The sequence below is a fragment of the Pelomonas sp. Root405 genome (assembly GCF_001425165.1).
Classification (GTDB): Bacteria; Pseudomonadota; Gammaproteobacteria; order Burkholderiales; family Burkholderiaceae_C; genus Pelomonas.
In genome coordinates this window covers 209,779-234,023 of the sequence record NZ_LMDU01000012.1, presented here as the reverse complement: position 1 = coordinate 234,023, position 24,245 = coordinate 209,779, and the positions used below count along the sequence as shown (strand labels likewise).

At 69.8% G+C, this 24,245-nt stretch carries 27 protein-coding genes and 1 pseudogene; 14 read left to right on the top strand and 14 right to left on the bottom strand.

All coding sequences use genetic code 11. From position 1 onward, the window contains the following. Window positions 1–36 precede the first annotated feature (36 nt). Together ASC81_RS13985 and ASC81_RS13980 are read left to right on the top strand one after the other, a co-directional pair. Window positions 37–1,035 (top strand): hypothetical protein, encoded by a 999-nt coding sequence (locus ASC81_RS13985; RefSeq protein ID WP_056268156.1) that lies wholly within the window; start codon window positions 37–39, stop codon window positions 1,033–1,035. Between the two features lie 58 nt (window positions 1,036–1,093). After that, on the top strand, window positions 1,094–2,092 hold the full coding sequence (locus ASC81_RS13980; protein WP_056268153.1) for a hypothetical protein: 999 nt from the start codon (window positions 1,094–1,096) through the stop codon (window positions 2,090–2,092). Window positions 2,093–2,098: 6 nt separating this feature from the next. Here the strand turns inward: ASC81_RS13980 and ASC81_RS13975 are convergent, their stop codons facing one another. Both ASC81_RS13975 and ASC81_RS13970 read right to left on the bottom strand, forming a co-directional pair. Next, window positions 2,099–3,952, bottom strand: coding sequence for an ABC transporter ATP-binding protein (locus ASC81_RS13975; RefSeq protein ID WP_056268150.1), 1,854 nt, complete (start codon window positions 3,950–3,952; stop codon window positions 2,099–2,101). Between the two features lie 59 nt (window positions 3,953–4,011). Beyond that, window positions 4,012–4,494, bottom strand: a complete 483-nt coding sequence (locus ASC81_RS13970) for a GreA/GreB family elongation factor (RefSeq protein WP_056268146.1) — start codon at window positions 4,492–4,494, stop codon at window positions 4,012–4,014. 63 nt (window positions 4,495–4,557) lie between these two features. Between ASC81_RS13970 and ASC81_RS13965 the strand changes: the two genes are divergently transcribed. Together ASC81_RS13965 and truD are read left to right on the top strand one after the other, a co-directional pair. Continuing rightward, entirely contained in the window at window positions 4,558–5,247 is a 690-nt protein-coding gene (locus tag ASC81_RS13965; RefSeq protein ID WP_056268143.1) for a glutathione S-transferase, read from the top strand. A gap of 92 nt (window positions 5,248–5,339) precedes the next feature. Then, window positions 5,340–6,353, top strand: coding sequence for a tRNA pseudouridine(13) synthase TruD (gene truD, locus ASC81_RS13960; protein WP_056268141.1), 1,014 nt, complete (start codon window positions 5,340–5,342; stop codon window positions 6,351–6,353). Between the two features lie 45 nt (window positions 6,354–6,398). On the opposite strand, the gene ASC81_RS13955 is transcribed toward truD, so the two are convergent. From ASC81_RS13955 to ASC81_RS13945, 3 genes are read right to left on the bottom strand one after another with little or no spacing between them, the layout of a single operon-like run. Beyond that, window positions 6,399–6,824: a hypothetical protein gene (locus ASC81_RS13955; RefSeq protein ID WP_056268138.1), complete on the bottom strand. Its 426-nt coding sequence runs from the start codon at window positions 6,822–6,824 to the stop codon at window positions 6,399–6,401. A gap of 36 nt (window positions 6,825–6,860) precedes the next feature. After that, window positions 6,861–7,139 (bottom strand): DUF2277 domain-containing protein, encoded by a 279-nt coding sequence (locus ASC81_RS13950; protein WP_056268135.1) that lies wholly within the window; start codon window positions 7,137–7,139, stop codon window positions 6,861–6,863. A gap of 15 nt (window positions 7,140–7,154) precedes the next feature. After that, a complete protein-coding gene (locus tag ASC81_RS13945; protein WP_056268134.1) occupies window positions 7,155–7,334 on the bottom strand; it encodes an oxidoreductase-like domain-containing protein in 180 nt (59 codons plus the stop codon). A 33-nt stretch (window positions 7,335–7,367) separates the two neighbouring features. On the opposite strand from ASC81_RS13945, the gene ASC81_RS13940 reads away from it, so the two are divergent. Next, a complete protein-coding gene (locus ASC81_RS13940; RefSeq protein ID WP_056268131.1) occupies window positions 7,368–7,775 on the top strand; it encodes a hypothetical protein in 408 nt (135 codons plus the stop codon). On the opposite strand, the gene ASC81_RS27540 is transcribed toward ASC81_RS13940, so the two are convergent. Further along, entirely contained in the window at window positions 7,776–8,144 is a 369-nt protein-coding gene (locus tag ASC81_RS27540; RefSeq protein ID WP_200946849.1) for a hypothetical protein, read from the bottom strand. It lies immediately after the preceding gene. A gap of 154 nt (window positions 8,145–8,298) precedes the next feature. Between ASC81_RS27540 and ASC81_RS13930 the strand changes: the two genes are divergently transcribed. Next, on the top strand, window positions 8,299–8,712 hold the full coding sequence (locus ASC81_RS13930) for a DoxX family protein (protein ID WP_200946847.1): 414 nt from the start codon (window positions 8,299–8,301) through the stop codon (window positions 8,710–8,712). Window positions 8,713–9,365: 653 nt separating this feature from the next. Here ASC81_RS13930 and ASC81_RS13925 read toward each other — a convergent pair. Then, a pseudogene (locus ASC81_RS13925) lies at window positions 9,366–12,265 on the bottom strand (L-glutamate gamma-semialdehyde dehydrogenase); the annotation flags it as partial. Between the two features lie 88 nt (window positions 12,266–12,353). Here ASC81_RS13925 and ASC81_RS13920 point away from each other — a divergent pair. Then, the gene (locus tag ASC81_RS13920) at window positions 12,354–12,827 is read left to right on the top strand and encodes an Lrp/AsnC ligand binding domain-containing protein (protein WP_056268126.1); all 474 of its coding nucleotides are present in this window, start codon (window positions 12,354–12,356) and stop codon (window positions 12,825–12,827) included. A 582-nt stretch (window positions 12,828–13,409) separates the two neighbouring features. Next, the gene (locus tag ASC81_RS13915; RefSeq protein ID WP_056268123.1) at window positions 13,410–16,529 is read left to right on the top strand and encodes a ligand-binding sensor domain-containing diguanylate cyclase; all 3,120 of its coding nucleotides are present in this window, start codon (window positions 13,410–13,412) and stop codon (window positions 16,527–16,529) included. On the opposite strand, the gene ASC81_RS13910 is transcribed toward ASC81_RS13915, so the two are convergent. Continuing rightward, window positions 16,501–17,217: a uracil-DNA glycosylase family protein gene (locus tag ASC81_RS13910; RefSeq protein WP_082536514.1), complete on the bottom strand. Its 717-nt coding sequence runs from the start codon at window positions 17,215–17,217 to the stop codon at window positions 16,501–16,503. The two genes, ASC81_RS13915 and ASC81_RS13910, sit on opposite strands and share 29 nt — an antisense overlap. Beyond that, a complete protein-coding gene (locus tag ASC81_RS13905) occupies window positions 17,108–17,803 on the bottom strand; it encodes a dienelactone hydrolase family protein (protein ID WP_056268116.1) in 696 nt (231 codons plus the stop codon). Before ASC81_RS13905 ends, ASC81_RS13910 begins: the two co-directional genes overlap by 110 nt. 97 nt (window positions 17,804–17,900) lie before the next feature. Here ASC81_RS13905 and ribA point away from each other — a divergent pair, with 97 nt between their 5' ends. Further along, window positions 17,901–18,512, top strand: coding sequence for a GTP cyclohydrolase II (gene ribA, locus ASC81_RS13900; RefSeq protein ID WP_056268114.1), 612 nt, complete (start codon window positions 17,901–17,903; stop codon window positions 18,510–18,512). A 41-nt stretch (window positions 18,513–18,553) separates the two neighbouring features. Here ribA and ASC81_RS13895 read toward each other — a convergent pair whose 3' ends face one another. Further along, on the bottom strand, window positions 18,554–18,766 hold the full coding sequence (locus ASC81_RS13895; protein ID WP_056268110.1) for a hypothetical protein: 213 nt from the start codon (window positions 18,764–18,766) through the stop codon (window positions 18,554–18,556). 168 nt (window positions 18,767–18,934) lie between these two features. Beyond that, the gene (locus tag ASC81_RS13890; protein ID WP_056268107.1) at window positions 18,935–19,456 is read right to left on the bottom strand and encodes a DUF1697 domain-containing protein; all 522 of its coding nucleotides are present in this window, start codon (window positions 19,454–19,456) and stop codon (window positions 18,935–18,937) included. A gap of 138 nt (window positions 19,457–19,594) precedes the next feature. Between ASC81_RS13890 and ASC81_RS13885 the strand changes: the two genes are divergently transcribed. Further along, window positions 19,595–20,344, top strand: coding sequence for a carbonic anhydrase (locus ASC81_RS13885; protein ID WP_056268104.1), 750 nt, complete (start codon window positions 19,595–19,597; stop codon window positions 20,342–20,344). Between the two features lie 37 nt (window positions 20,345–20,381). Here the strand turns inward: ASC81_RS13885 and ASC81_RS13880 are convergent, their stop codons facing one another. Then, on the bottom strand, window positions 20,382–21,035 hold the full coding sequence (locus tag ASC81_RS13880; protein ID WP_056268102.1) for a response regulator transcription factor: 654 nt from the start codon (window positions 21,033–21,035) through the stop codon (window positions 20,382–20,384). Between the two features lie 99 nt (window positions 21,036–21,134). Between ASC81_RS13880 and ASC81_RS13875 the strand changes: the two genes are divergently transcribed. Further along, on the top strand, window positions 21,135–21,533 hold the full coding sequence (locus ASC81_RS13875) for an HPF/RaiA family ribosome-associated protein (RefSeq protein ID WP_056268100.1): 399 nt from the start codon (window positions 21,135–21,137) through the stop codon (window positions 21,531–21,533). Here ASC81_RS13875 and ASC81_RS13870 read toward each other — a convergent pair. Continuing rightward, entirely contained in the window at window positions 21,524–22,294 is a 771-nt protein-coding gene (locus tag ASC81_RS13870) for a helix-turn-helix domain-containing protein (protein WP_056268096.1), read from the bottom strand. The genes ASC81_RS13875 and ASC81_RS13870 overlap by 10 nt on opposite strands. Continuing rightward, window positions 22,291–22,671 carry a hypothetical protein gene (locus ASC81_RS13865; protein ID WP_056269024.1) on the bottom strand — a complete coding sequence of 127 codons (381 nt, stop codon included), beginning with the start codon at window positions 22,669–22,671 and terminating at the stop codon, window positions 22,291–22,293. The genes ASC81_RS13870 and ASC81_RS13865 overlap by 4 nt, the downstream gene beginning before the upstream one ends. 116 nt (window positions 22,672–22,787) lie before the next feature. Here ASC81_RS13865 and ASC81_RS13860 point away from each other — a divergent pair, with 116 nt between their 5' ends. From ASC81_RS13860 to ASC81_RS13850, 3 genes are all read left to right on the top strand, one after another. After that, window positions 22,788–23,105 (top strand): DUF2834 domain-containing protein, encoded by a 318-nt coding sequence (locus ASC81_RS13860; protein ID WP_056269022.1) that lies wholly within the window; start codon window positions 22,788–22,790, stop codon window positions 23,103–23,105. A gap of 48 nt (window positions 23,106–23,153) precedes the next feature. After that, window positions 23,154–23,909: a tRNA-uridine aminocarboxypropyltransferase gene (locus ASC81_RS13855; RefSeq protein WP_056268094.1), complete on the top strand. Its 756-nt coding sequence runs from the start codon at window positions 23,154–23,156 to the stop codon at window positions 23,907–23,909. Between the two features lie 131 nt (window positions 23,910–24,040). Continuing rightward, window positions 24,041–24,244, top strand: coding sequence for a hypothetical protein (locus ASC81_RS13850; protein WP_056268089.1), 204 nt, complete (start codon window positions 24,041–24,043; stop codon window positions 24,242–24,244). Window position 24,245: the final 1 nt, after the last annotated feature.

Below are 24,245 nucleotides of genomic sequence, written 5' to 3'. Positions count from 1 at the left end.
TGTTTTCACGCGCCCGAGGCGGCTATCGTCCTGCCCATGACCCACCCCTGCCCTGATCGCCGCCAGCTCCTGCTCGGCACGCTGGCCCTCCTCGGCGGCTGCGCCAGTCCGCCCGCGCCTTCCCGGGCCTGGGCGGAGACGGCTGCGCGCGAGCTGCAACTGGCGGTCAGCGAGTTCGAGCTGCAGGGCCGGCGCGTGACGCTGACGCGCCGCAACGTGGCGGCGGGGCCGCTGCCGGTCGTCGTCTACCTGCCCGGCATCGGCCAGGACGGCGACGCGGGCCAGCGCTGGGCGGCCGCCTGGGCCCTGGCTGGTCATGCGATGCTGGCCGTGCAGCCGCTGGAGGACGACGCCGCCGCCTGGCGCTCACCGCTGGCGCGCACGGGAGAGTTCCGCGCTTTGGGCGAGCTGCACTATGGCGAGGCGATGCGCGCAGCACGCCTGGCGGCGCTGCGCCGCCTCGTCCCCGCGCTGCAGGCCCACGCCGGCGCGGCGCTGGACTGGCAGCGCGGCGCGATCGCCGGCTACGAGATCGGCGCGCAGACCGCGCTGGACCTCGGCGCCGAAGCCGCCGGCTGGCAACCCCGGGCCGCCATCGCGATCAGCCCGCCGCCGATGGACGCGGCCGCGGCGACGCCACCCGCGCTGCTGATCACCAGCGACATCGACGGCGATGCCCTTGGCCTGGTCACCCGCCCCGCCGAGCGCCGCCGCGCCTTCGACGCGATGCAGCCGGGCGCCGGCTGGCTGCTGAGCCTGGCCGGCGTGTCGCACGCGGCGCTGTCCGGCACGCTGGCGCCAGAGGGCTGGCAGGAACAGGACCAGCATCGCGGTCACGCGGTCCAGCGCGCCCCCATGGGCGTGCGCGCCGGCCCGATGCCGGCAGGGGGTGTCCCACGCGGCCCGCGCAGCGGCAGCGCGACCGAGGCCGCCCTGGCCGACCTGAACGAGGCGCTGCGCGTCAGCGCGGCCTTCCTGGACGCCCGGCTGCGCGGCGCGGCAATGCCGGTGAGCCCCCTGCTGACGACTCGCTGAGACCGCGCGGCGGCTTGCCTACACTGCGCGCGAAATGACTCCCGGGGAGGGCTAGAACATGAACACGACAACCGCCGGCGACCTGGATGCACTGCTGCTTCGCGACGAGCAGCTCAAGGCGCTGGCGCTGCCGGTGTGGATCCTGTTCGGCGTGACGGTGGCGGCCGTGCTCGGCATGCTGGTGCAGAAGCCGGTACTGGGTGTCGTGGGCTGGGTCGGCGGCTGGTTCATCGGCCCCTGGGTCATCAGCCGCGCCGCGCCGCTTCTGGGCACGCCGGCCGTCGTCAAGTACCCGCTGTTCCTGGCCTGCGCCTTGCCCGTGCTGAGCCTGGCAGCGCCGACCTATGTCTGGCTGAACATGCGCCCGGCGCGTGCCGAGCTGGAGACGAAGATCCGCCAGGCCGAGGTGCGTGAGCGCCGCCGCGCCGCCGCGCCCGCCGGGGCCGCCGCCACGCCTGCCACGCCGCGTGCGCCCACGCTGGAGGCCCTGCCCGTGCTGCGCGGCGTGGCCCACGGCAGCTGGGCGGAGGGCGATGAGGTCAAGCTGCAGATTTCCGGCCCGCTGCCGCCGGGCATGACGGCCGACGCTGAAATGCCGCCAACGCGGGCGACGGGCGGCGTGTTCGCCGTGGGCTATCACGTCGATGCGGGCTCGCACTGGACGTCGGTGAACCGCGACGACCTGCGCGACGCCGGGCTGAGCCTGAATGCCTTGCACCGCCAGGCGCTGGCCAACCTGATGAAGCGGGTCAAGGGCCAGCCGGGCATGCGCCTGGTTGAGCATCCGCCCTATTACGGCCTGCTGCTGGACGGCGACCACGAGGCCTGCCTGGTGTTGCTGGACGGGCTGTGGGATCACCTCTTCATGGACAAGACGCCCAACGGCGCTGTCGTCGCCATTCCGTCGCGCGACGTGCTGGCTTTCTGCGATGCCAACTCGCACGAAGGCCTCGCGGCCCTTCGAGAGGTCTGTGCGCGCATCGGGCCGGATGCCCAGGGCGCCGTGTTCCAGGGCCTGCTGCGGCGCCGCGACGGGCGCTGGACGGTGATGGACTGAGCGAACTCAGTCGTCCAGGCCCAGGAAGCCGCCGCTCTGGTGCGACCAGAGCCGCGCATAGATGCCGCCCTGAGCCAGCAGTTCGGCATGCGTGCCCTGCTCGACGATGCGGCCGGCGTCCATGACGACAAGGCGGTCGAGCGCGGCAATGGTCGACAGGCGGTGCGCGATGGCCACGACGGTCTTGCCTTCCATCAGCGTGTAGAGCGACTGCTGGATAGCGGCCTCGACCTCGCTGTCGAGGGCGCTGGTCGCCTCGTCCAATAGCAGGATGGGTGCGTCCTTCAGCATCACGCGGGCGATGGCGATGCGCTGGCGCTGGCCGCCACTGAGCTTGACGCCGCGCTCGCCCACATGGGCTTCGAAGCCGGTGCGGCCCTTGGCGTCGGACAGGCTGCCGATGAACTCATCGGCATGGGCGCGCTCGGCCGCGCGCTCCAGTTCGGCCTGGCTGGCGCCGGGCCGGCCGTAGAGGATGTTGTCGGCCACCGAGCGGTGCAGCAACGAGGTGTCCTGCGTGACCATGCCGATGTGGCGGCGCAGCGAGTCCTGGGTGACATCGCGGATGTCCTGACCGTCGATGAGGATGCGGCCGCCGCCTTCCGGGATGTCGTACAGGCGCAGCAGCAGGTTGACCAGCGTGCTCTTGCCCGCGCCGCTGCGGCCGACCAGGCCGATCTTCTCGCCGGGCCTGATCTTCAGGTCCAGGTGGTCGACGACGACCTTGCCGTTGGGGTAGGCAAAGCGCAGGTTCTCGAAATGCACCTCGCCTTTCGGCACGGTCAGCTCGGTGGCACCGTTCGCATCGGCAATCGCCTGCGGCTTGGCCAGCGTGGCCAGGCCGTCCTGCACGGTGCCGATGTGCTCGAACAGCGAGGCCATCTCCCACATGACCCAGTGCGAGATGCCGTTCAGCCGCATCGCCATCGCGGTGGCCGCAGCGACCGCCCCGACGCCGATGGCCGACACGCCCCACAGCCACAGCGCCAGCAGCGCCGTGCTGCCCACCAGCAACGCCGACAGGAAGGTGTTGACGATCTCGAAGCCGGTCACCAGGCGCATCTGGGCGTAGGCCGTGACCATGAAGTCCTGCATCGCCGACTTGGCATAGCCGGCCTCGCGGCGGCCGTGGGCGAACAGCTTGACGGTGGCGATGTTGGTATAGGCGTCGGTGATGCGGCCGGTCATCAGGCTGCGCGCGTCGGCCTGGGCCTGGGCCACCTTGCCCAGGCGCGGCACGAAGAAGCGCAGCGCGACGATGTAGAGGGCCAGCCAGACCGCGAAGGGCGCCATCAGCCAGGCATCGAAACTGGCGACGATGGCCACCAGCGTGCCGAAGTAGACGGCCACGTAGACGAGGATGTCGACGACGATGAGCCAGGTGTCGCGCACGGCCAGCGCGGTCTGCATGACCTTGGTGGCGATGCGGCCGGCGAACTCGTCGCCGAAGAAGGTCAGGCTCTGCGCCAGCATGCGGCGGTGGAAGAGCCAGCGCAGCCGCATCGGGAAGTTGCCGAACACGCCCTGGTACTTCATCAGCGCCTGCACCGTCGCCAGCAAGATACTCACGCCCAGCACGGCCAGCAGCATGACGACGACGGGCTGCGGCTTGTCCCACAGCTCGGCCGGCTTGACGGTGGCCAGCCAGTCCACCAGCGAGGCCATCAGGCTGAACAGCAGCGCCTCGGCTGCGGCGATGCCAGCCGTGAACAGCGTGACCGCCAGCAGATGCGGCCGCACACCGTCAGCGCAGCGCCACAGGAAAGGGAAGAAACCTGTCGGTGGCGCGGCACCGGCGGTATCGGGATAAGGGTCGACGAGGCGCTCAAAGCGCGTGGACACGGACTGGAAAAGCGACATCCAGCTAGTGTCGCCGGACACCGTTGTCAGAGCGTGGCAACAGGTAGGTTGCTTGCGGCCTATTGAACCTTCAGCACCTCAAACTGCTGTCGAACTGGAGCGACTTGTATCGACACCTCATCGCCCTCGCATTTACCCAGCATGGCCCGGCCCAACGGGGATTCGCCGCTGATGACCTGAATGGGCTGAGCGTCGCTGACCAACTTCATGCTGCCCCCAGCCGGGCCGAGAAAGAGCTGGTGCTGCTGGTCGTCGGAATCGATGAGGCAAACCAGGGCGCCTAGCTGTATGCCTTGGCTGGCGTCATAAGGGCGCGGGCGGAACTGGCGCCAATTCGTCATCGCCTGACGAACGGCTTCGGCGCGACGAGCATGGCCAGTGGCCAGGTAGGCCGCTTCGAGACCCAATGTGTCGTACTTGTTCTCGGCGATATTTTCTTCGTGGGTTGCCGCTTCATGCGCCGCCCGCGCTGCCTGTTCGGCCTGCAGCAGGTCTTCGGCGAGCCGTTCCAACACCTGCTGCTGCAGGAAGAATTTATCCATGATGAAAGCCAGAGACCTCGAAAACGAGCAGGGTCCGATCGATTATCGAGGGCCCACCTACCCATGCAGACATCGACCTTGACACCGCACGCGCCACTCGCCACCGCAGGTCCACGGTTGCCGCGGCTCTACACCTTTCGCCGCTGCCCCTACGCGATGCGCGCAAGGATGGCGCTGCTGCAGGCCGGGCAGGCCTTCGAGGCGGTGGAGATCAGCTTGCGCGACAAGCCAGCAAGCTTGCTGGCCCTCTCACCCAAGGCAACGGTGCCGGTGCTGCAGTTGCCCGATGGCTGCGTGATCGAGGAAAGCTGGGACATCATGCGCTGGGCACTGGCTGCACCCGATGCGCAGGGCTGGTGGGCGCGGTCGCAGTCGCCTGAGAACCTTGACTTGGTCCACCGAAACGACGGTGACTTCAAGCATCACCTGGACCGCTGGAAGTACGCCCAGCGCTACGTGAGCGAGACGGTCACGCCAGACGCACACCGCGGCAGGGCACTGGACGTGCTGCTGCGACCGCTGGAGGCGAGGCTGCACAGCGCACCCTGGCTGGGCGGCACCTCGCCATGCGCTACCGACTTGGCAGTGTTTCCCTTCGTCCGCCAGTTCGCCGCAGTGGCGCCGGGATGGTTCGCAACCCTGGACTTGCCATCGGTAAGGACGTGGTTGAACGGCTGGCTCGCCAGCCCACTCTTCGTTGCGTGCATGTACAAGTTGCCTGCGGAAGGCGCGATTCGCTTTCCGCCGCTCTAAGTCCGTGAGTTGACGGCGAAAATCACCGGCTCGACTGCCCCTGGTCGGCTGGACAGCCTGCCCTATTCACAGCTGGTGCTGTCAAAACGCTCATGACCGACGCTCAATACACGACCTTGCCGCAGTGGCCCAATGCTTATCCGGCCAGCGGCGCCAGCGCCACGCTGAAATTCCTCAACGAAGATTTCATCGTGACCGAATTGCCGCTGCAGCTCCCCTCCGGTGAGGGCGAACACATCTGGCTGGACGTCGAGAAGAACGGGGCCAACACCGCCTTCGTCGCCGAGCAGCTGGCTGAGGCGGCCGGTGTGCAGGAAAGGGACGTTGGCTATGCCGGCCTCAAGGACCGCTACGCCATCACCCGTCAATGGTTCAGCATCTATCTGCCGAAGGGAGAGACGCCCGACCTGACCCTGCTCCAGCACCCGGAGTTCAAAGTCCTGAGCCAGGGCCGCCACGTGAAGAAGCTGCGCCGCGGGGATCTGCAGGGCAACCGATTCCGCATCGTGCTGCGTGATGTGACCGGCGACCGCGAGGCCATCGAGGCCAATCTCAAAGCCGTGGCGTCACAGGGCGTGCCCAACTACTTCGGCGCCCAGCGCTTCGGCCATGACGGCGGCAACGTCGAGCAAGGCCGAGCCATGCTGGCGCGCGAGATCCGCGTGCGCAACCCGAAGAAGAAGGGCATCTACCTGTCGGCGGTGCGCTCCTTCGTCTTCAATGAAGTGCTGGCGCTGCGAATTCAGCAGGGCCTCTGGGGCAAAACGGTGCCCGGTGATGTGGTGGACGAGGCGGGCCGGCCCACCGGGCCGCTGTGGGGACGGGGCCGCGTCGGCACCGCCGATCAAGCGCAGGCCCTGGAGAACGCCGTGGCTGAGCGTCACGCCAGCTTGTGCGACGGCATGGAGCACGCGGGCCTGGACCAAGAGCGCCGCGCCCTCGTGGCGAGCCCGCTGGACATGTCATGGGAATGGCCGCAGGGCGATCAACTGGTGCTGACGTTCTCCTTGCCCGCCGGAACCTACGCCACGTCCGTGCTGAGCGAAATCCTCCGCACCACGGAGCCTGAGCGGCGCACGGAGAACGAGCCTGCGGCTGTCGAGTGACCGTGCCGCACCTCGGCACCCCGCCACACAGCAGCGCCGAAGCGCTTACTGGCTCGCCGCTGATGCCGGCAGTTGCGGCGGCACCGGCACCACGACGCCGGGCGACAGCGAGATCTCGTCGACCAGCGTGACACCGGTGACGAAGTAGCGCGTCTCGCCGAAGCAGGAGCCGGGCAGGCCGACCTTCTCTTCGTAATGCAGGTTGACGCGCCGGCCCATGACCTTGTTGATGGCCTGGGCGGTGGCCTCGTCGTGCACGGTGAAATAGAACTTCTCGACGCTGGCCGTGCCGGGCAGCGAGACGAGGGCCTGCTCGCCCTCCCAGGTCTTGCAGACCCAGCCCTTGCGCGAGAACTTCTGCACCCAGCCGGCGCGCTCGCCGTCGGAGTAGCTCCAGCGCCAGGCGAAGACGAACCAGGCCGCGACGAGCAGCAGCAGGGCGACGAAGGACAGGGCGAGCTTCAGGCGCATGGGGTGTCTACGAGAGCCAGGGCGCGCGATTGTGCGTCAGCCGTCCTGACGGCCGAAGCGTTCGGCCGAACGCGCCTTGGCTTTGGCCGCCTCGATCTCGCGGTTCTTCGGCTCGGCCGTCGTCACGAGAGATGCGATCAGCGTGCGCGCCTCGTCGGCGATGGCCGCCACCGCATGGTCGAAGGCCGCCGCGTTGGCCTGCGACGGCACGTTGAAGCCACTGAGCTTGCGCACGAACTGCAGCGCGGCGTCGCGGATCTCGACCTCGGTGGCGGGCGGCTCGAAGTTGAAGAGGGTGCGGATGTTGCGGCACATGGCAAGGCCCTTGGTTCAGCTGACGTCGGGATGCCGCTCGCGCCAGGCCTTCAGCGCCCGGCGATAGTCGTCCTTGGCCAGGTCGTAGAGGTCGAAGATGCAGGGGTCGCAGCCATTGCCGCAGCAGGCGTCGAGATCGGGCTCGGGCGGCGGCTGAGGCATCGGATCGGGGTCGGGAGCGGCGGGAGCGGTCATCGACACCGATTTTGAAGCAGCGAAGATGGCGCCATGTTCGCCATCAAGGCCGAGATCGCCGACCCCGCCGCCGAGCGGTTCGAGTTCATCGCGCAAAAGACGATGTACGGCGGCAAGCGCATCGCGGTGGGCGATGTCATCTACCTGTTCGCAAGCGAGAACGAGGGCGGTGCCGGCCTGATCGCGCGAGGCGTCGTCACGACGGCGCACGCCACGGCCCGGCGAGCCGGCGTCCAACGGCAGACCCCGCGCGTCAACATCACGGTCCAGCGCACGGCGACGGCCACACGCCACCTCGGCCGCGTCGAGCTCAAGCCTTTTGCCGACTGGGGCGACAGTCGCCCCGAGACCGAGCTGAACTTCAAGTTCTACCGGCAGGCGACGAACAAAATCGTCGGCCTCAGCCCGCAGACGGCGGCCTGGCTGGCGGGCTGCTTCTGACTAGGCGATCGCGCCGCGCTTGCGCAGGCGCTGGATGCGTGCCTCCAGGTCGACCAGCTCACGGTCGTACTCGGCGTCCTTGACCGACTCGATGCGGTCCCGGATCACGCGCAGGGCCTTCAGCGGCTCCGAACCCGCCACCACATCCGCAGGCAGGCGTTCGGCCAAGTCGATCAGCGCGTCGGTGATGGCGCCGAGCTGGCGGCCGTAGCTGGCCACGTCGAAGACACGCGCCTCGATGCGGGCGGCGCCGGCCTCGGGCCTGATGCCGTTGAAGAACCAGTCGAGCCGCGGCTCGATGTCCTGCGCGACATCGCCGCTGAAGGGCAGGTGCAGCTGCGGCGCCCAGAGCCAGAACCATGGATACATCGCCATCTCCCTTGCACGCCGTGACAGCGGGCGCGTGGCCCGATGGTGGCGCAGGCGCGTGGCAGCGGCAAGGCCATCGGGTTCGCGGGCTTCCTCTGATGACAAGCACTGCCTGCACGTCGACAACACCGGCTTCGCCACCAGCCGCCGCGCCATGCTGCCGAACCTGAACAACCCCGACCAGCGCGCCCGCCTGGGCTGGCTGCTGCTGCGCCTGACGCTGGCAGGCCTGATCGCCGCGCACGGCTGGGCGCGCTGGTGGGCGGGCGGCGTGGTGCCGTTCGGCGGCTTTCTCGACGCGCAGGGCATTCCGGCCGGCGCGGCCGTGGCATGGGCCATCACCGCGCTGGAGATCGTCGGCTCGCTGCTGCTGGCGACCGGGCGCCTGGTCGCGCCGCTGGCCGTGCTGTTCGCGGCCATCTACGCGACCGGCATCGCGCTGGTACACGCCAAGGCCGGCTGGTTCGTCGTCGGCCTGGGGCGCAATGGCTCGGAATACAGCGTGCTGCTGATCGTCTGCCTGCTGGTGGTCGGCTTGCAGCACCTTGGCCGAGGACCGCGACGTTAGTGAACGCCGGCCAGCAGCGCTGCATTCCCTCCGGCCGCCGCCGTGTTGACCGTCAGCGTCTGCTCGGCCGTGAAGCGGTAGAGCTGGCGCACATGGCCGGCCGCGGTGACCAGCGGCAGGATGGCGCCCGGGCGTGCGGCCAGGGCCTTGGCCAGCACGTGGGCGGCCGCCGCGTCTGACGAAGCAAGGGCGACGCCGGCCAGTTGTGGCGCGGCCAGCAGACCGGCCAGGGTGGAGTCGGGCAGCAGCGTCAGCGCATTGACCGGCAGGCCGGCGCGCAGCAGCGCCTGGCGGGCGCGTTCGTCGCCGCCCAGCCAGATGGCGCTGTTGCCGGCCAGCAGTGCGCTGACCGCGGCGGCCAGGGCCGCCTCACCACGTCCGAGCACGGCGAAGACGCCGCGGGCGTGGTGGCGCAGCGTGTTGCTCTCGCCGGTGGGGCCGGGCAGCACCACGTCGGCGAACAGCGACTGCGCCGCCGTGAACAGGCCGCGCAAGGCCAGCGCCGTCGGCGCGTCGAGCGTGTCGGCGGCGCGGCGCAGCGTGGCGATGCGCTCGGCCAGCGGCGTGTCGCGCCAGCTCACGTCGGTCGCGACGGCGAGGGCGTCGGCGGGACCGTCCAGCGCCAGCAGCGGGGCGGGTGCGTCAAGGTGGGGCTCGGCGCAGAAGCGGCGCAGGTAATCCGGGCCGCCGGCCTTGGGACCGGTGCCCGACAGGCCTTCGCCACCAAAGGGCTGCACGCCCACCACGGCGCCGATGATGTTGCGGTTAACGTAAACGTTGCCGATGCGTGCCGCGTCGGCCAGGCGCTGGGCGCGGCTGTCGATGCGGGTCTGGATGCCCAGCGTCAGGCCATAGCCCAGCGCGTTGATCTCGTCGATGACGTCGTCGACCGAGCCGTCGAAGCGCACGACATGCAGCACCGGGCCGAAAATCTCTTCGCCAAGGTGGGCGATGCGCGGCAGTTCGAACGCGACCGGGCGGATCTGGCGCGGCATGGCATCGGCGACGGGGGCTTCGCCAATCAGTTTGGCGTCGCGCTTGAGGCGCTCGACATGCTTGCTGATGCCGGCATGGGCCTCGTCGTCGATGACGGGGCCGACATCGGTGGCGAGGTGGGCCGGCTGGCCGACATGCAGTTGCTGCAGTGCGCCCTTGAGCATCTCGATGACGCCGTCGGCGATGCTGGACTGCACGCTCAGCAGGCGCAGCGCCGAGCAGCGCTGGCCCGCTGAGCGGAAGGCGCTCTGCACGACGGCGTCGATGACCTGCTCGGGCAGCGCCGTGGAGTCGACAACCATCGCGTTGAGGCCGCCCGTTTCGGCGATCAGTGGGATGGGCGAGTCGGGCTTGGCAGCCAGCGCCTTGTTGATGATCTGCGCGACGGCCGTGGAGCCGGTGAAGCAGACACCGGCCGTGTGCGGGTGCGCCACCAAGCCCGCACCGACGGTCTCGCCGGGGCCGTGCAGCAGCGCCAGCGCATCGGCGGGCACGCCGGCGGCATGCAGCAGCTCGACGAACTTCAGCGCGACGTATGGCGTCTGCTCGGCGGGCTTGGCGGCGACCGTGTTGCCGGCCACCAGCGCGGCGACGACCTGGCCGGCAAAGATGGCGAGTGGGAAGTTCCACGGGCTGATGCAGACGAACACGCCGCGGCCTTGCATCAGGTCGGCGTCGGCTTCGGCTTGGTCAGCGTAGTAACGCAGGAAGTCCACGGCCTCGCGCACCTCAGCCACGCAGTCGGCCTGGGTCTTGAAGGCCTCCTTGACGAGCAGCGCGCAGAACTCGGCCAGGCGGGCGTCGAGGTCGTCTGCGGCTCGGCGCAGGATGGCCGCACGCTGGGCGACGGCCGTGCCGTTCCAGGCGGTGAAGCCGACGCGCAGGCGCTGCATGGCGCGGTCCACCTCCCCGGCCGAGGCCTCGGGCACGACATGCACGCCGCAAGCCTCCAGCGCCGTCTGCAGGGGCAGGCGTTGATCCGGCGCGGTCAGGTCGGCGCCGGTGGAGTTGGCGCGGCCGCGGCCTTGTTCGTCCAGGTAGAGCGCTGGCGGCAGTGGCAACGCGCTGTGACTGCGTACTTCGGCCAGCGGTGAGCCCAGCAGTTCAGGCACCTGCACGCTCGGGTCAGCGAGCTGGTGGACGAAGGAGGAGTTGGCGCCGTTCTCCAGCAGGCGGCGCACGAGGTAGGCCAGCAGGTCGCGGTGCTCGCCGACCGGCGCGTAGACGCGGCAGGGGATCGTCTCGTCTTTCAGCACCTCGCGGTAAACGCCCTCGCCCATGCCGTGCAGGCGCTGCATCTCGAACGGCGCGCCGGTCGCGCGCGCCATCTGCACGATGGCGCGATGGTGCCCGCGTTGTGGCTGGCGAACTGGGGGTAGATGACGTCGGCATGCTGGATCAGCGCGCGGGCGCAGGCCAGGTACGACACATCGGTGTGCTGCTTGTGCGTGAACACGGGATAGGCCGCCAGGCCCAGCTCCTGCGCGCGCTTGATCTCGCCGTCCCAGTAAGCGCCCTTGACCAGCCGCACCATGAAGCGCAGCCCATGCTTGCGCGCGATGGCCGCCACCTCGTCCACGACAGCGAGCGCCCGCGTCTGATAGGCCTGCACGGCCAGGCCGAAGCCACGCCATTGCGGGTAAATCAGCGCGATGCGCGCCGCCAGCGCGTCCAGCACGTCCAGCGACAGCTCCAGGCGATCGACCTCCTCGGCGTCGATGGTCAGGTTGATGTTGGCGTTGGCGGCCAGCTCGATCAGCTCCCACACGCGCGGCAGCAGTTCGACGAAGACGCGCTCGCGCTGCAGCACCTCGTAGCGGCTGAACAGGGCGCTGAGCTTGATGGAGATGCCGTCGGAGGCCTCCGGGGAATCCGCCCGCGCGCCGGCCGCAATGGCTTTGATGGCACCGACATAGGCCGCCTGATAGCGGCGCGCGTCGTCCTCGGTGCGGGCGCCTTCGCCCAGCATGTCGTAGCTGAAGCGAAGCTGCTTTTGCTGCTTGCGGGCGTCGTCCGCCTCGCCCATCGCCTCCCGGATGTTGCGGCCCAGCACGAACTGCCGACCCAGCAGCTGGATGGCGCGCACGGTGGCGGCCACCACCGTCTGCGCGCCCAGGCGCTTGAACAGCCCTCCGTCGTCCTCGGCACCCGGCAGGAAGCGCTTGGACATGGAAATGGCCGAGGCGGACAGCGCGGCCAGCATCTTGTGCGGGCTGCCCTCGCTGGCGCCGTCAAAGTCCGCGCGGCCGAGCTGGTCGGCCGTCAGTGCGATGGCCGTGGGCGCGTCCGGCACGCGCAGCAGCGCCTCGGCCAGGCGCATCAGGGCCAGGCCCTCGGCGCTGGTGATCGGGTACTCGCGCAGCAGCGACTCCATCGCCCAGAACGGCGCCGGGTTCTTGCGCACCTGCTCCACCCAGGGTGCGGCCATGGCGATGACGCCAGGCCAGCCCAGCGCGCCGCCGACGCGCTCGGCCAGGGCCTGCACGACGCCGTGCTCCGCCACATAGGCGTCAGGCAGGCGAGGCTGTTCGGACGGGGCGACGAAAGGCGTGGGCATGGCGGGCTCCTGGTGAGATGCAGCAATGTATCCACGGTGTTCTTGGATTAAATTCGAAGGATCGCAAGAATCGCCGAGAAAAATCCAGATGAACGACGACGCCAGCGCTCTCGACAAGATCGACGCCCGCATCTTGCGCGTGCTGCAGGCCGATGGGCGCATTTCCAACCTCAAGCTGGCCGAGACGGTGCACCTGTCGCCCACCGCCGTGCTGGAGCGCGTCAAGCGCCTGACGCGCGACGGCTTCATCCTCGGCTACGAGGCGCGGCTCAACCCGGCCAAGCTGGGCGCGGCCATGCTCGTCTTCATCGAGGTGCTGCTGGACCGCACGGTGCAGGACGTCATGGACAACTTCAAGGCCGCCGTCCAGGCCCGGCCCGAGATCCTGGAATGCCACCTGGTGGCAGGCGGCTTCGACTATCTGCTGAAGACGCGGGTGCGCGACATGGGCGCCTACCGCGAGTTCATCGGCAGCGTGATCTGGACGCTGCCGGGGGTGCGGGAGACCCGGACGTACGCGGTGATGGAGGAGGTGAAGGCGACGAATGCGTTGGCGTTTTGAGGTCGCCGGAAGCTCAAGGCAACCAGCCCATCTCTGATAGCGCTTCACATACTCGAATTGCAATCCAACTCCATAAGCAAACACCTGCCGAGTTGGATGCGTGGCGCCCAAAACTCGAGTGGTAGTAGGCCCGCGCAAGAAAGGAGGGCCTATGGAGCCCCTCGGATAAGAAAGCGCCGCGGATGCCGACCGCACCAATCAACAGCATTCCCAATCCAAGTAGCGCTACTTTGGTCGCTGCGAGCGCATGCCAATCACCGGCGATCCAACTTTTGGTCGCCGAGACCGCTAGCCCCCCGCCAAGCTGCAGGAAAGCGAGGAAGAGCAGTATCTGAACGATCTTGTCGCGTCGAGACATTGCTGGCGAATTTCGTGAATGTCTGGGTTGATCAAAAAATCCACGGGTTTGCAACTGGCTTCGACGTTTCAGCGGCTATCAATCCGATGACTTTGCGCAGCGCTTGTAGTTGGTTCCCTTACAGCGGCATTCTGCTGCGGCTTGACTGTTTACAGGCCGGGTAAACCGGGCGCGAAAAGCGCCGCCTGGCTCGGACAATGCGCGCTTTCAAGACCGCGCCTCCCATGCTTCACCGCTCTCTGACGCTGGCGATCTGCCTGCTGACCGTGCTGCCCGGGCTGGCCTTGCCGCAGCCGGCACAGTCCGCAGCCAGCGCGCTGGAGCCCCAATTCGCCACCATCCCCGTCCCACGCGACGTGGTCGGCAGCCTGGCGCAGGACAAGCAGGGCCTGATCTGGGTCGGCACGAGCGACGGCCTGGCGCGTTTCGACGGCTACCGCTTGCGGCCCATCGAACGCGAGGGCGCGACGCCCGTGCAGCGCAACCTTGGCTGGGTGCGCTCGCTCGCACCCGCCGCCGACGGCGGCATGTGGATAGGCACCGAGGTCAACGGCTTGGCGCGATACGAGCCGGCCTTCGACCGTGTGCGCATGCTGGGCAGCGGCGAAGGCCGCACCACGCCGATCCGCGCGCTGGCCGAGGACGGTAGCGGCCAGGTCTGGGTGGGCACGCTGGGCCAGGGCCTGCTGCGCTACGACACCAAGGCCGGGCGCTTCGGCAGCGAAGCCCTGCTGGTGGACGGCCAGCCGGAGCGCCGCGTCCTGGCGCTGGCGGTGGGTCCCGGTGGCACCTTGTGGGCCGGCCATTGGCGCGGCCTGGCGCAACGTAGCAAGGCGGGCAGCTGGACGCCGCTGGACCTGCCCGGCGGCGCCATCGGCATCAGCGCCCTGCTGGAGGACGGCACGGGCCGGCTGTGGTTCGGCAGCGTGGACGGCCGCATCGGCCGCATCGAGGCCGGCCAGCCGCGCTGGCTGGCGGCGCGCTTCAAGGGCAGCGTGCAGGCACTGGCGCAGGGTGCGGACGGCACGGTCTGGGCCGGGCTGACTGATGGCATCGCTTGGCTGCATGCCGACAGCGGGGCGCTGCTGCGCCAGCTGCGCCACAACCCGCACCTGCCGGGCGGCCTGGCCGGCAATGATGTCAACGTGCTGCTGCGCGACCAGACCGGCGCCATGTGGTTGGGCGGTTATGGCGTGGGCCTTCAGAGACACCGCCTGCACCCGGCTCTGGCTGTGCGCGGCCCCGACGCCGACCCCGGCAGCCCGCTGGCCAGCAGCGACCTGCGCGGGCTGCTGGCCCGCCGCGACGGCCTGCTGATGGTGGCCACGCACAGCGGCCCGGTGGCGCTGCTGGATGCGCAGCTGCACACCGTCGGCCGCTGGCCGCGCGAGGCCGACACGCCGGTGGACAGCCTGGCCGAGGGGCCGGACGGCAGCGTCTGGCTGGTGGCCAACGGCCGCCTGGAGCGCCGCGAGCCGGGCAGCGCCCGCCTGCTGGCCAGCTGGGCGCTGGAGGGCGGGCGCGCGCACCGCGTGCTGGTGCTGCCCAGCGATGAGGTCTGGGTCGGCATGCAGGACGGCCTCTACCGCCTGACGCCCGCGCAGGCGGGGCAGGCCCGGCGGGTGGAACGAGTGCGCGGCGCCGACGGCGAGCCACTGCGCGGCGGCGTGCACGCGCTGTGCGTGGAGCCCGCGGGTTCGCGCCATGGCCGGCTGTGGGTGGGCGCGCTGGCGGGGCTGTTCCGCTGGGATGGGCAGCGCCTGGCCGAGGTCAAACATGCGCCCGGCGAGGCCCTCGGCTTTCCCGCCGTGCTGGGACTGCTGCATGCGCGAGACGGCAGCCTGTACGTGGACACGGCCGTCAGTGGCCTGCACCGGTTGAAGGCCTTTGACGCCGAGGGTCGCGCGCGCTTCGAGCGCATCAGCGAGCGCCTGGGCGCGCCGGGTCGGCCCTTCGGCGTGAACCTGCACGAGGATGCCAGGGGCCGCGTCTGGAGCCAGCAGTCGGTCTACGACCCGGCCAACGACCGCCTCGACGAACTCAGCGGCGCCGAGGGCCCGCCGATGGGCACGCCGCGCTTCTTCGCCGACGCCGCCCTGCCCGACGGCCGGCTGCTATTCAGCGGCAGCCGCGGCCTGCTGGTCGTGGAGCCGCTGGCCTTCATGCCCTCGCGCTATGCGCCTCCGGTGGTCGTCAGCAGCCTGCGCCGCAATGGCCAGCCCTACCAGCCCGAGCAGGACCTGGCGCAGGGCCTGAAGCTGCCGGCGGGCACGCGCAGCTTCGCCGTCGAGTTTGCCGCGCTGGACTACACCGACCCGGCCAAGCTGCGCTACTCGGTGCGCCTGGACGGCTGGGACCATGAATGGACGCCCACCGACGCCAGTGCCCGCTTTGCGTCATATGGCGGCCTGCCGCCGGGCCGCTACCGGCTGGAGGTGCGCGCCACCAACCACCACGGCCTGTGGAGTGACCGGCCGCTGGGGCTGGACATCGAGCTGCTGCCGGCCTGGTGGCAGACCCGCTGGGCCGAGGCCGGCGCGCTGCTGGCGCTGGCGGGGCTGGCCTGGGCACTGCTGCGCTGGGGCGTGGCGCGGCGCACGGCGCAGCTGCGGCGCCGCGAGGCCGCGCTGCAGGCCTTGGTGGACCAGCGCACCACGGAGCTGCGTGAGGCCAGCACGACCGACCCACTGACAGGCCTGCGCAACCGTCGCTACCTGGACTCGCGCGTCAAGTCCGACCTGCAGCTCAGCCTGCGCCACTACACCGAGCCACGCCACCGCAGCCCTGGCCGCCACCCCGACGAGGAGGCTGACCTGCTCGTCATGCTGATGGACCTGGACCACTTCAAGCGCATCAACGACCGCCACGGCCATGCCGCGGGCGACCAGGTGCTGGTGGAGTTTGCGCGCCGGCTGCGCCTGGTCTTCCGCGAGAGCGATGTGCTGGTGCGCTGGGGCGGCGAGGAGTTCCTGGCGCTGGCCCGCGGCGGCGCGCGCAGCGGCGCGGCCGAGCTGGCGGCGCGCTTTTGCGCCACCGTGGGCGAGCAGCCCTTCACGCTGCCCGACGGGCGCGCGCTGCCCGTCACGGTGTCCATCGGCTTCGCGGTCTTTCCGCTCGACCCCGAGGCGCCCCGTGCCTGGGACTGGGACGCCACGTTGAGCCTGGCAGACGCCGCCCTCTACGCGGCCAAGGCCCAGGGCCGCGACGGTTACGTGGGCGCGCTGCGCGCCGATGGCCTGCGGCCCGACGAGCTGGGGCCCGACACCGACACCTGGATGAACGAGCCGCGGCTGCAGGTGCAGCGCAGCGCCGCCATCAAGGCAATGGGCGAGCTGTCGGCCTGAGGATATCGGCCACCGCCTCGCGCAAGGCCGGCAGCACCTCGGCCTCGAACCAGGGCCGCTGCCGCAACCAGCGCTGGTTGCGCGGGCTGGGGTGAGGCAGGGGCAGCAGGCCCCTGGCCAGCCCGACGCGCCACGCCGACACCAGCTCATCGACCGACGCCTTGCTGGCCAGGTGCCAGCCCAGCGCATGCTGGCCAATGGCCAGGGTCAGCCGGACCCGGGGCAGGGCGCCCAGCAGCCGCGGGCGCCAGCGCACGGCGCATTCGGGGCGCGGCGGCAGGTCGCCCCCGGCGCGCGTGCCCGGGAAGCACAGGCCCATCGGCAGGATGGCAAAGCAGCGCGGGTCGTAGAAGGTCTCGCACGACACGCCCAGCCAGGCGCGCAGGCGGTCGCCGCTGATGTCGTCGAAGGGCCGTCCCTTGGCATGCGTGACGCGGCCCGGCGCCTGGCTGGCGATGAGGATGGGGGCGCGGCCGTCGAGCTGGAAGATGGGCCGGGCGCCCAGCGGCAGCGCCGGCTCGCAGTGCGTGCAGGCGCGCAGTTCGGGCAGCAGCTTCTGCAGCGCCGTGGCCACGCGCTCAGGCCAGATGGCGGCCGAAGAAGCGCATGCTCCGGTCCCAGGCCTGCTGCGCCCAGGCGGCGTCGTACTGCGTCTTGGCAATGCGCCCCGGGCCCTGGGCTGTCTCATTGGCAAAGGCGTGGTGGGCCAGGTAGCGGTGGCCTTCGTAGCGCACGCCGGCCTCGGTCAACCTGGCCTCCAGGTCGTCCACGCCGGCAATCGGGAACGACTCGTCCTGCGTGGCCCAGTGGGCCTGCAGCGGCAGCTTGATCTTGCCGGCGTCCACATATTGCAGCGGCGGCATGCCGTACCAGACAACGGCGGCGTCGGCCTCGGGTACCGCGGTGGCGGCCAGTACCGTCAACGCGCCGCCCATGCAGTAGCCGGTCACGCCGACCTTGCCGCTGCCGATCTTCAATCCCTTGAGGTGCTGCACCGCGCCGCGCACATCCTGCGAGGCGGCGTCGCCGAAGTTCAGCTCGCCCATCAGGTGGCTGGCTTCCTCGGCCTCGACCGTGCTCTTGCCGCGGTACAGGTCCGGCACCAGCGCCGTGAAGCCGGCCTGCGCGAAGCGCTCGGCCACGCCGCGGATCTGGTCGTTCAGGCCCCACCACTCCTGGATGACGACGACGGCGCCGAGCGGCTTGGCCGCCTCGGCGAGGTAGCCGGACACGGTGGCGCCATCGGGACGCTGGAACTGCAGGGTGTGGGCCATGGGGGATCTCCTGAAAACCGGCTAAGGGCAAAAGCCTAACTTGGGCGACACGGGCTTTCGGCCCGGCAGCGAGAATGCCCCCTTGACGCCTCCTGCCATGAAGATAGAACGCATCGTTTCAACCCGCCTGCCAACGCCCTATGGCGACTTCGCCATCCACGGCTTCCGTGAAGGCGACAGCGGGCAGGAACATGTCGTGCTGAGCCTGGGCGACCTGACGGGCGACGACCCGCCGCTGGTGCGCGTGCATTCCGAATGCATGACCGGCGAGGTCTTCGGTTCGCTGCGCTGCGACTGCCGGCCGCAGCTCGAAGGCGCCATGAAGCGCATCGCCGCCGTGGGCCGCGGCGCCATCGTCTACATGCGCGGCCACGAGGGACGCGGCATCGGCCTGGTGCAGAAGCTGCGCGCCTATGCCGAGCAGGATGCCGGCGCCGACACCATCCAGGCCAACGCCCAGCTCGGCCTGCCCATCGACTCGCGCCGCTACGACGCGGCAGCCTGCATGCTGCGGGCGCTGGGGGTGCACCGCATCAAGCTGCTGACCAACAACCCGCTGAAGATGGCGGCGCTGGCCGAGTTCGGCATCGAGATCGCCGAGCGCGAGGCGTCGCTGACCGAGCCGGGGCCGAACAACGAGAAATACCTGCGCACCAAGGCCGAGTCGATGGGCCACCACGACCTCGGCCACCTGTTCGATCAGGCGTGAACGTCATGCCGTCGGTTTGACGGCATGACGTGCAGCGCGCCTCAGCGGTTCTTGGAACCCTGCTGGCCCTTGCCGCCTTGCTGGCGATCGACGTTCTCGCGGCTGGCGGAACCGCCGCCCTGCTGCCCGCCCTTGCTGCCCGAGCCGGACTGCTGCTGCTGGCCGGGGCTGTCGTCACGGTCGTGACCGCCCTGCTGGAGGTTGTCGTCACTTTGGGGTTGCAGCTTGTCCTTGGATTGACGTTGGTTAGGCATGGCACTTCCTTCGTTCAGGTTCCGGGCGACGCACCCATTGCGCCGCCACGACTGCAACCTTAGGCCGCGCCCGGCGAAGTCATGTAGGAGGACAGGCCGCTTACGACCTGGAATCGCAACACAGCACGTCGAGTTGTCGCGTTAGCGCGCGCAGGCCTTAGGCCGCACTCAGGCCGCCGCGCATTTGGTGACGGTCTCCCAGGTGCGCGTCGTGATGGTCTTGCCGAAGGTCTTCTCCAGCAGGTGCATGAAGACGGGTCCCTTGGCCTCGGGCACATAGCTGCAGAACACCTCGCCACCGTCCAGTCCCAGGATGCAGGCCTCGCCATGCGTCAGCGGCAGCTCGACGGGACTGGCTGCCAGCGGCTCGCGCAAAAAGGTGACGACGCGCTTGGCGCCGGCGCGCAGCTTGAAGCCGGCGAACGGGTCGGCTGCCAGCAGCTGCTGCAGGTGGGTGGTCGGGCGCACGATGGTCAAGAAGCCGTAGCCCGCGCCGCGTTGCATGGCCTTCTCGACGCGCTTTTGCAGGGCGGACACCGACGCCGCGCGGGGCGTGGAGAAGGCAACGTTGCCGCTGCTGAGCAGCGTTTTCACGTCGGTGAAGCCGGCGTCCTCCAGGCAGTGTTTGAGCACCGGCATCTGGCAGTTCATCGGGCTCACTCCGCGGAGCAGGGCGACATAGCGGGGCATGGCAAGCAGGTTCGGGCGGGCCGCAACGATAGCGCCGCGTGCGCCTCCGGTGTTCCCGCGCTGAGGGTGGGCCCTTCAGCGTGGCTTCAGATTGAGGCCATTGAATGGCTCCGTCGCAATCACCCTGAACGGGATCTCATGAAGTTTCGTCTTGCCGCCGCCTGCTCTGCCCTGCTTGCGGCCCTGGCCCCGCATGCCGCCTTTGCCGCCGGCCCGCACTGGGAATACCGCGGCGCCCACGGCCCGACCCACTGGGCCGCGCTGGACAGCGGCTTTGAAACCTGCGCCAAGGGCGCGCAGCAGTCGCCCATCGACATCCGCAACGCCGTGGTCACGCCGCTGCCGCCGCTGGAGTTCTCTTATGGCAGCGTGCCGCCCGCCATCATCAACAACGGCCACACGGTGCAGGTCAACCTGCCCGCCGGCAACGCCCTGACGCTCGACGGCCACCGCTACGAACTGCTGCAGTTCCACTTCCACACGCCCAGCGAAGAGCGCATCCAGGGCAAATCCGCCGCGATGGTGGCGCACTTCGTCCACCGCGATGCTGAAGGCCACCTGGCGGTGGTGGCCGCGCTGATCCAGCCGGGCCGGGCCAACCCCGGCTTCGAGTCCGTACTGGCGCACATGCCGGCGCACGCCGGCGAAACGCTCACGGTCGACGGCCTGGCACTCGACCTCGCCGGGCTGCTGCCCGCCGACCGCGGCTACTACGACTTCGACGGCTCACTGACCACGCCGCCCTGCTCCGAGCATGTCCACTGGCTGGTGCTGAAGCAATCGGTCACGGTATCGGCGGCCTCGATCCGCCAGTTCCGCGCCCTTTATGCCGCCAATGCCCGCCCGGTGCAGCCGCTGAACGGCCGGGTGGTGCGGGTCTCGCCCTAGGGAAGCGCAAGGGGCAGACTGGACGGCGGGCGCCGCGTCATGCGGGGATGCGGTAGCCGAGGCCGCGGACGGTCTCGATCAACTCGCGTCCCAGCTTGCGGCGTAGCGCCGAGACGTGGACTTCCAGCGCATTGCTGGCCACCTCGGCGTCGAAGCCCAGCACCAGCTGCTCCAGTTCGGCCTTCAGCACGATGCGCCCGGCGCGCAGCACCAGCGCCTCCAGCACCGACCATTCGCGCGCGGTGAGTTCGGCCGCCGCCCCGCGGGACCAGGCGGCGCGCGCCGCGATGTCCACCTCCACCTCGCCAAAGCGGCAACGCGAAGCCGCGCTGCCGGCGCTGCGGCGCACCACGGCGCGCAGCCGGGCGACCAGCTCCTCCGGCGCGAACGGCTTGACCAGGTAGTCATCGGCGCCCTGATCCAACCCCTTGATGCGGTCGCTGAGCAGGTCGCGGGCGGTGAGCATCAGTGCCGGCGTGCGGTCGCCGCGCTGGCGGCGCTGCTGCAGCCAGTCCAGCCCGGAGCCGTCGGGGAGCTGCCAGTCCACCAGCAGCGCGTCGTAACTCTCGCCGCGCAAGACCTGGGCATCGGCCAGGCGCCGGCACCAGTCGACGCCGTGGCCGTCGGCGCGCAGGAAGTCGCGCAGGGCCTCGCCCAGGATGTCGTCGTCCTCGATCAGCAGCAGTCGCATGGCGCCCATTCTCGGGCGGCGGCGCTACCGGTGCCGGGCCGGCACGCCGCTTGCCCAGCATCCGCATGCGCGCGATGTCCGCGCGTCGGAAGGATTGCCATGCAGGTACAAGTCGAGACCGACAACCATGTCGAGGGCCGCGAGAAGCTGATCGAGCATGTCGAGGGCGTGATCCGCGACGCGGTAGACCGATACGCGAGTCAGGTCACGCACGTCGAGGCACATCTGGGTGACGTCAACAGCGGCGAGAAATCGGGCGCCGACGACATGCGCTGCATGCTGGAGGCGCGTGTGGCGGGTCTGAAGAACATCGCCGTCAAGCATCAGGCCGACAGCATGCACCTCGCGATCGAGGGGGCGGCGGACAAGCTGACGAGCGCGCTTGAATCAGCGCTCGGCAAGCTGCAGGATCGGCAGCGACGTCATCTGGGAACCGGTGAATTGAGCGCGGACATGGCGCGTGCGTCCGACGACGAGGAACCGCCGCTTCAGCCGTAATCCGCCTCCGCCAACGCCTGCCGCGTCACCTCGTCCGTCGGGAAGAGGTGCTCGACCTTCAGCGACGCCAGCGTGATGTCCAGCGGCGTGCCGAAGCTGGTGATGGTGGAGAAGAAGCTCAGGATGCGCCCGTCTGCCGCGCGCAGCCGGAAGGCCAGCACGGGCAGGTGGCTGCTGGCCTCGGCCGCCGTCCACGGCTGCAGCGTGGGCCGCAGCTCGTCCAGCAAGGCGCGCAGGCGCGGCAGGTGCTCGGCCTCGCGCGTGGCGCGCGCCCACATCTCGTTGCACAGCCAGGACTCGTCCTCGCACAGGGATCGCAGGCCGCCCGGGCCGAACATGGCCCGCAGCAGGTTCAGCGGCTGGCTCAACATCGCTTCGGCGGGCAAGCCCAGCAGCTCGATGACGCGGGCCAGCCCGGCGTTGGCCATGACGACGTTGTAGTCGCCGTCCAGCACTAGGGCCGGTGCCGCGCCGCTGGCGTGGATCAGCTGCTCCAGCGCGGCGCGCACCGGCGCCATCTCCGGCGCGTCGAGCGCGCGCTCGGCGTGTGCCGGCGCAAAGCCCGCAGCCAGCAGGGCCTGGTTGCGCTCCTCCAGCGTGGCGCCGAGGGCGTCGAGCAGCGCGATCAGGGTCTCGCGGCCGGCGCGCGAGCGGCCGGTCTCGATGCAGCTGAGGTGGCGTTGCGAAACGCCAGTACGCAGCGACAGTTCGAGCTGGCTGACGCGGCGCGATTTGCGCAGGGCGGCGAAGGTGGCGGTCATGGAGCGGCGGGTTGCACGAGATGAACGATGCCGGCGGCGAGTAGCAGTATCAGCGCCGCGATGTCCAGGCGCACGACGGTGAGCACTGCGGCATTGAGCGGGCCCTCCAGCAGCGCCAGCAGCAGGAAGGCACCCACGCTCGCCAGGCCTGCCATCAAGCCCGCGCCATGCAGCGCCGGCCGCAGCGCTGCCGTGGCAAGCAAGGCGGCCAGCAGGCCGAAGAGCACCGCGCGATGGCGCAGCAGCAGCGCGAGATTGGGCTCGGCTACGTCGATACCGTAGAGGCTGGACAAGCGCGCCGCGCCCAGCACGCCGGCGAGAGGCAGCGCATGCAGCAGTGCGACGAGCAACAGGGTGGCGGCAACGACGTGTTTCATGACCGCGACCATAGGCGCCGCCGGTCAAGCCGGCGATGACCTCCGAGGTCATTGCGGCGCTGCGGGCCGCTGCCGACGATGGCGCCACCCAATCGCAACCACCACCGGAGATCACCATGCGCCCCCTCCTCTTCCTCGTCTTCGCAGCCTTCGGCGCCTTCTCGCTGTATGCGATGTGGCAGATCGGCTACTTCGGCATCTGGCAGGCCGCGATGGCCAACGTGGGCAGCTGGCAGCTGCTGCTGGACTTCATCATCATGTCCCTCCTGGCGCTGGGCTACATGGCGCGCGACGCCCGTCGCACCGGGCGCAAGCTCTGGCCCTATGCGCTGATCACGGTGGCGGCCGGCTCGTTCGGGCCCTTGCTGTATCTGCTGCTCAGGCCGTCGGGCCGCAGCGATTTCACGGCGGCGTCGGCCGCGCCCAGCCACTGAGAGCAGTCTGGGGCCAGGCCCGCATGCGGCTGCTCCGACAATCGGCGCATGTCCCATGCGGTGTCTCTCCTGCGCGCAGCGCGCCTGGCCAACGCCACCAAGCCCTTCACCGCTCGCGGTGGCTTCAAGCGCGAGCGCTGCGAGGGCTGCCGGCTGGTCGCCACGCATTGCATGTGCGCCTTGCGGCCGTCAGTGAACACGCGTGCGGCGGTGTGCCTGCTGATGGCCGACATCGAGCCGCTGAAGCCGACCAACACCGGTTGGCTGATCGCGGACCTGGTCGCCGACACCTTCGCTTTCCGCTGGTCGCGGACCGAGGTCGATCCCGCGCTCATCGCACTGTTGAGCGACCCCGCCTGGGACTGCTACGTCGTGTTCCCGGGCGAGTACGCCGCGGCTGAACGCGTGGTGCAGTCCATCCGGCCGAGCGCGGCCGGCCAGGACGGTGCGCTCAGGCGGCCGCTGTTCATCCTGCTGGACGGCACCTGGTCCGAGGCGCGCAAGATGTTCAGCCGCAGCTCCTACCTGAACCACATGCCGGTGCTCAGCCTGGCGCCCACCGAAGCCTCGCAGTACAAGCTGCGTCGGTCTCGCTGCGACGAGCATTTCTGCACCAGTGAGGTGGCCGCATGGTGCCTGGGCCTTGCCGGCGACGAGGCCGCGCGCGATGCGCTTCAGGCCTATCTGGGCGTCTTCACACATCACTACCTGCAGGCGAAGAACCAGCTGCCCGTTGTGTGGGACGGCGCGGCGCACCAGCGCTTGGCAGAAGCGCTGGCGCAGCAAATGGAGACTGCGGCGTGAGCGTGTGAAAAAGGGGCTTGCGTGCTGCCGTTCACACAACGTAGCAAGCGCGCCGTCAACGCCAGGGGCGCGCGGGCGTTCAATGAAGGCCGATGGCATCAACCCATCAGACTTTCGAAGGAAGAACGCCCATGACCACGCTGACCCTGACCTTCAACGGCCTGCCGGGCGAAGCCCGCAGAGCGCTTGGCGGGCTGCTGCGGCGCTACCGCTCGGCCTATTTCGTGGAGCGCAGCAGCAACGAGTTTGCAGTCACCGCCGACGAGGCCACTGCGGCGGAATTGGCCAGGCAGCCCCATTGGTCCACCCGGCCGGCGCCCGCACCGGCGCGCTGAT

What these genes read in the sequence shown, in the direction of transcription:
- ASC81_RS27540 (WP_200946849.1), bottom strand. Translation starts at nt 8,144, where the DNA reads ATGTATCCATGGTTCTGGCTCTGGGCGCCGCAGCTGCACCTGCCCTTC.
- ASC81_RS13910 (WP_082536514.1), bottom strand. Translation starts at nt 17,217, where the DNA reads ATGAGACAGCCCAGGGCCCGGGGCGCATTGCCAAGACGCAGTACGACG.
- ASC81_RS13870 (WP_056268096.1), bottom strand. Translation starts at nt 22,294, where the DNA reads ATGACCGCCACCTTCGCCGCCCTGCGCAAATCGCGCCGCGTCAGCCAG.
- truD (WP_056268141.1), top strand. Translation starts at nt 5,340, where the DNA reads ATGACCGACGCTCAATACACGACCTTGCCGCAGTGGCCCAATGCTTAT.
- ASC81_RS13945 (WP_056268134.1), bottom strand. Translation starts at nt 7,334, where the DNA reads ATGACCGCTCCCGCCGCTCCCGACCCCGATCCGATGCCTCAGCCGCCG.
- ribA (WP_056268114.1), top strand. Translation starts at nt 17,901, where the DNA reads ATGAAGATAGAACGCATCGTTTCAACCCGCCTGCCAACGCCCTATGGC.
- ASC81_RS13905 (WP_056268116.1), bottom strand. Translation starts at nt 17,803, where the DNA reads ATGGCCCACACCCTGCAGTTCCAGCGTCCCGATGGCGCCACCGTGTCC.
- ASC81_RS13875 (WP_056268100.1), top strand. Translation starts at nt 21,135, where the DNA reads ATGCAGGTACAAGTCGAGACCGACAACCATGTCGAGGGCCGCGAGAAG.
- ASC81_RS13985 (WP_056268156.1), top strand. Translation starts at nt 37, where the DNA reads ATGACCCACCCCTGCCCTGATCGCCGCCAGCTCCTGCTCGGCACGCTG.
- ASC81_RS13850 (WP_056268089.1), top strand. Translation starts at nt 24,041, where the DNA reads ATGACCACGCTGACCCTGACCTTCAACGGCCTGCCGGGCGAAGCCCGC.
- ASC81_RS13920 (WP_056268126.1), top strand. Translation starts at nt 12,354, where the DNA reads ATGAACGACGACGCCAGCGCTCTCGACAAGATCGACGCCCGCATCTTG.
- ASC81_RS13885 (WP_056268104.1), top strand. Translation starts at nt 19,595, where the DNA reads ATGAAGTTTCGTCTTGCCGCCGCCTGCTCTGCCCTGCTTGCGGCCCTG.
- ASC81_RS13865 (WP_056269024.1), bottom strand. Translation starts at nt 22,671, where the DNA reads ATGAAACACGTCGTTGCCGCCACCCTGTTGCTCGTCGCACTGCTGCAT.
- ASC81_RS13950 (WP_056268135.1), bottom strand. Translation starts at nt 7,139, where the DNA reads ATGTGCCGCAACATCCGCACCCTCTTCAACTTCGAGCCGCCCGCCACC.
- ASC81_RS13880 (WP_056268102.1), bottom strand. Translation starts at nt 21,035, where the DNA reads ATGCGACTGCTGCTGATCGAGGACGACGACATCCTGGGCGAGGCCCTG.
- ASC81_RS13860 (WP_056269022.1), top strand. Translation starts at nt 22,788, where the DNA reads ATGCGCCCCCTCCTCTTCCTCGTCTTCGCAGCCTTCGGCGCCTTCTCG.
- ASC81_RS13895 (WP_056268110.1), bottom strand. Translation starts at nt 18,766, where the DNA reads ATGCCTAACCAACGTCAATCCAAGGACAAGCTGCAACCCCAAAGTGAC.
- ASC81_RS13940 (WP_056268131.1), top strand. Translation starts at nt 7,368, where the DNA reads ATGTTCGCCATCAAGGCCGAGATCGCCGACCCCGCCGCCGAGCGGTTC.
- ASC81_RS13890 (WP_056268107.1), bottom strand. Translation starts at nt 19,456, where the DNA reads ATGCCCCGCTATGTCGCCCTGCTCCGCGGAGTGAGCCCGATGAACTGC.
- ASC81_RS13965 (WP_056268143.1), top strand. Translation starts at nt 4,558, where the DNA reads ATGCAGACATCGACCTTGACACCGCACGCGCCACTCGCCACCGCAGGT.
- ASC81_RS13980 (WP_056268153.1), top strand. Translation starts at nt 1,094, where the DNA reads ATGAACACGACAACCGCCGGCGACCTGGATGCACTGCTGCTTCGCGAC.
- ASC81_RS13975 (WP_056268150.1), bottom strand. Translation starts at nt 3,952, where the DNA reads ATGTCGCTTTTCCAGTCCGTGTCCACGCGCTTTGAGCGCCTCGTCGAC.
- ASC81_RS13970 (WP_056268146.1), bottom strand. Translation starts at nt 4,494, where the DNA reads ATGGATAAATTCTTCCTGCAGCAGCAGGTGTTGGAACGGCTCGCCGAA.
- ASC81_RS13915 (WP_056268123.1), top strand. Translation starts at nt 13,410, where the DNA reads ATGCTTCACCGCTCTCTGACGCTGGCGATCTGCCTGCTGACCGTGCTG.
- ASC81_RS13955 (WP_056268138.1), bottom strand. Translation starts at nt 6,824, where the DNA reads ATGCGCCTGAAGCTCGCCCTGTCCTTCGTCGCCCTGCTGCTGCTCGTC.
- ASC81_RS13930 (WP_200946847.1), top strand. Translation starts at nt 8,299, where the DNA reads ATGCTGCCGAACCTGAACAACCCCGACCAGCGCGCCCGCCTGGGCTGG.
- ASC81_RS13855 (WP_056268094.1), top strand. Translation starts at nt 23,154, where the DNA reads ATGTCCCATGCGGTGTCTCTCCTGCGCGCAGCGCGCCTGGCCAACGCC.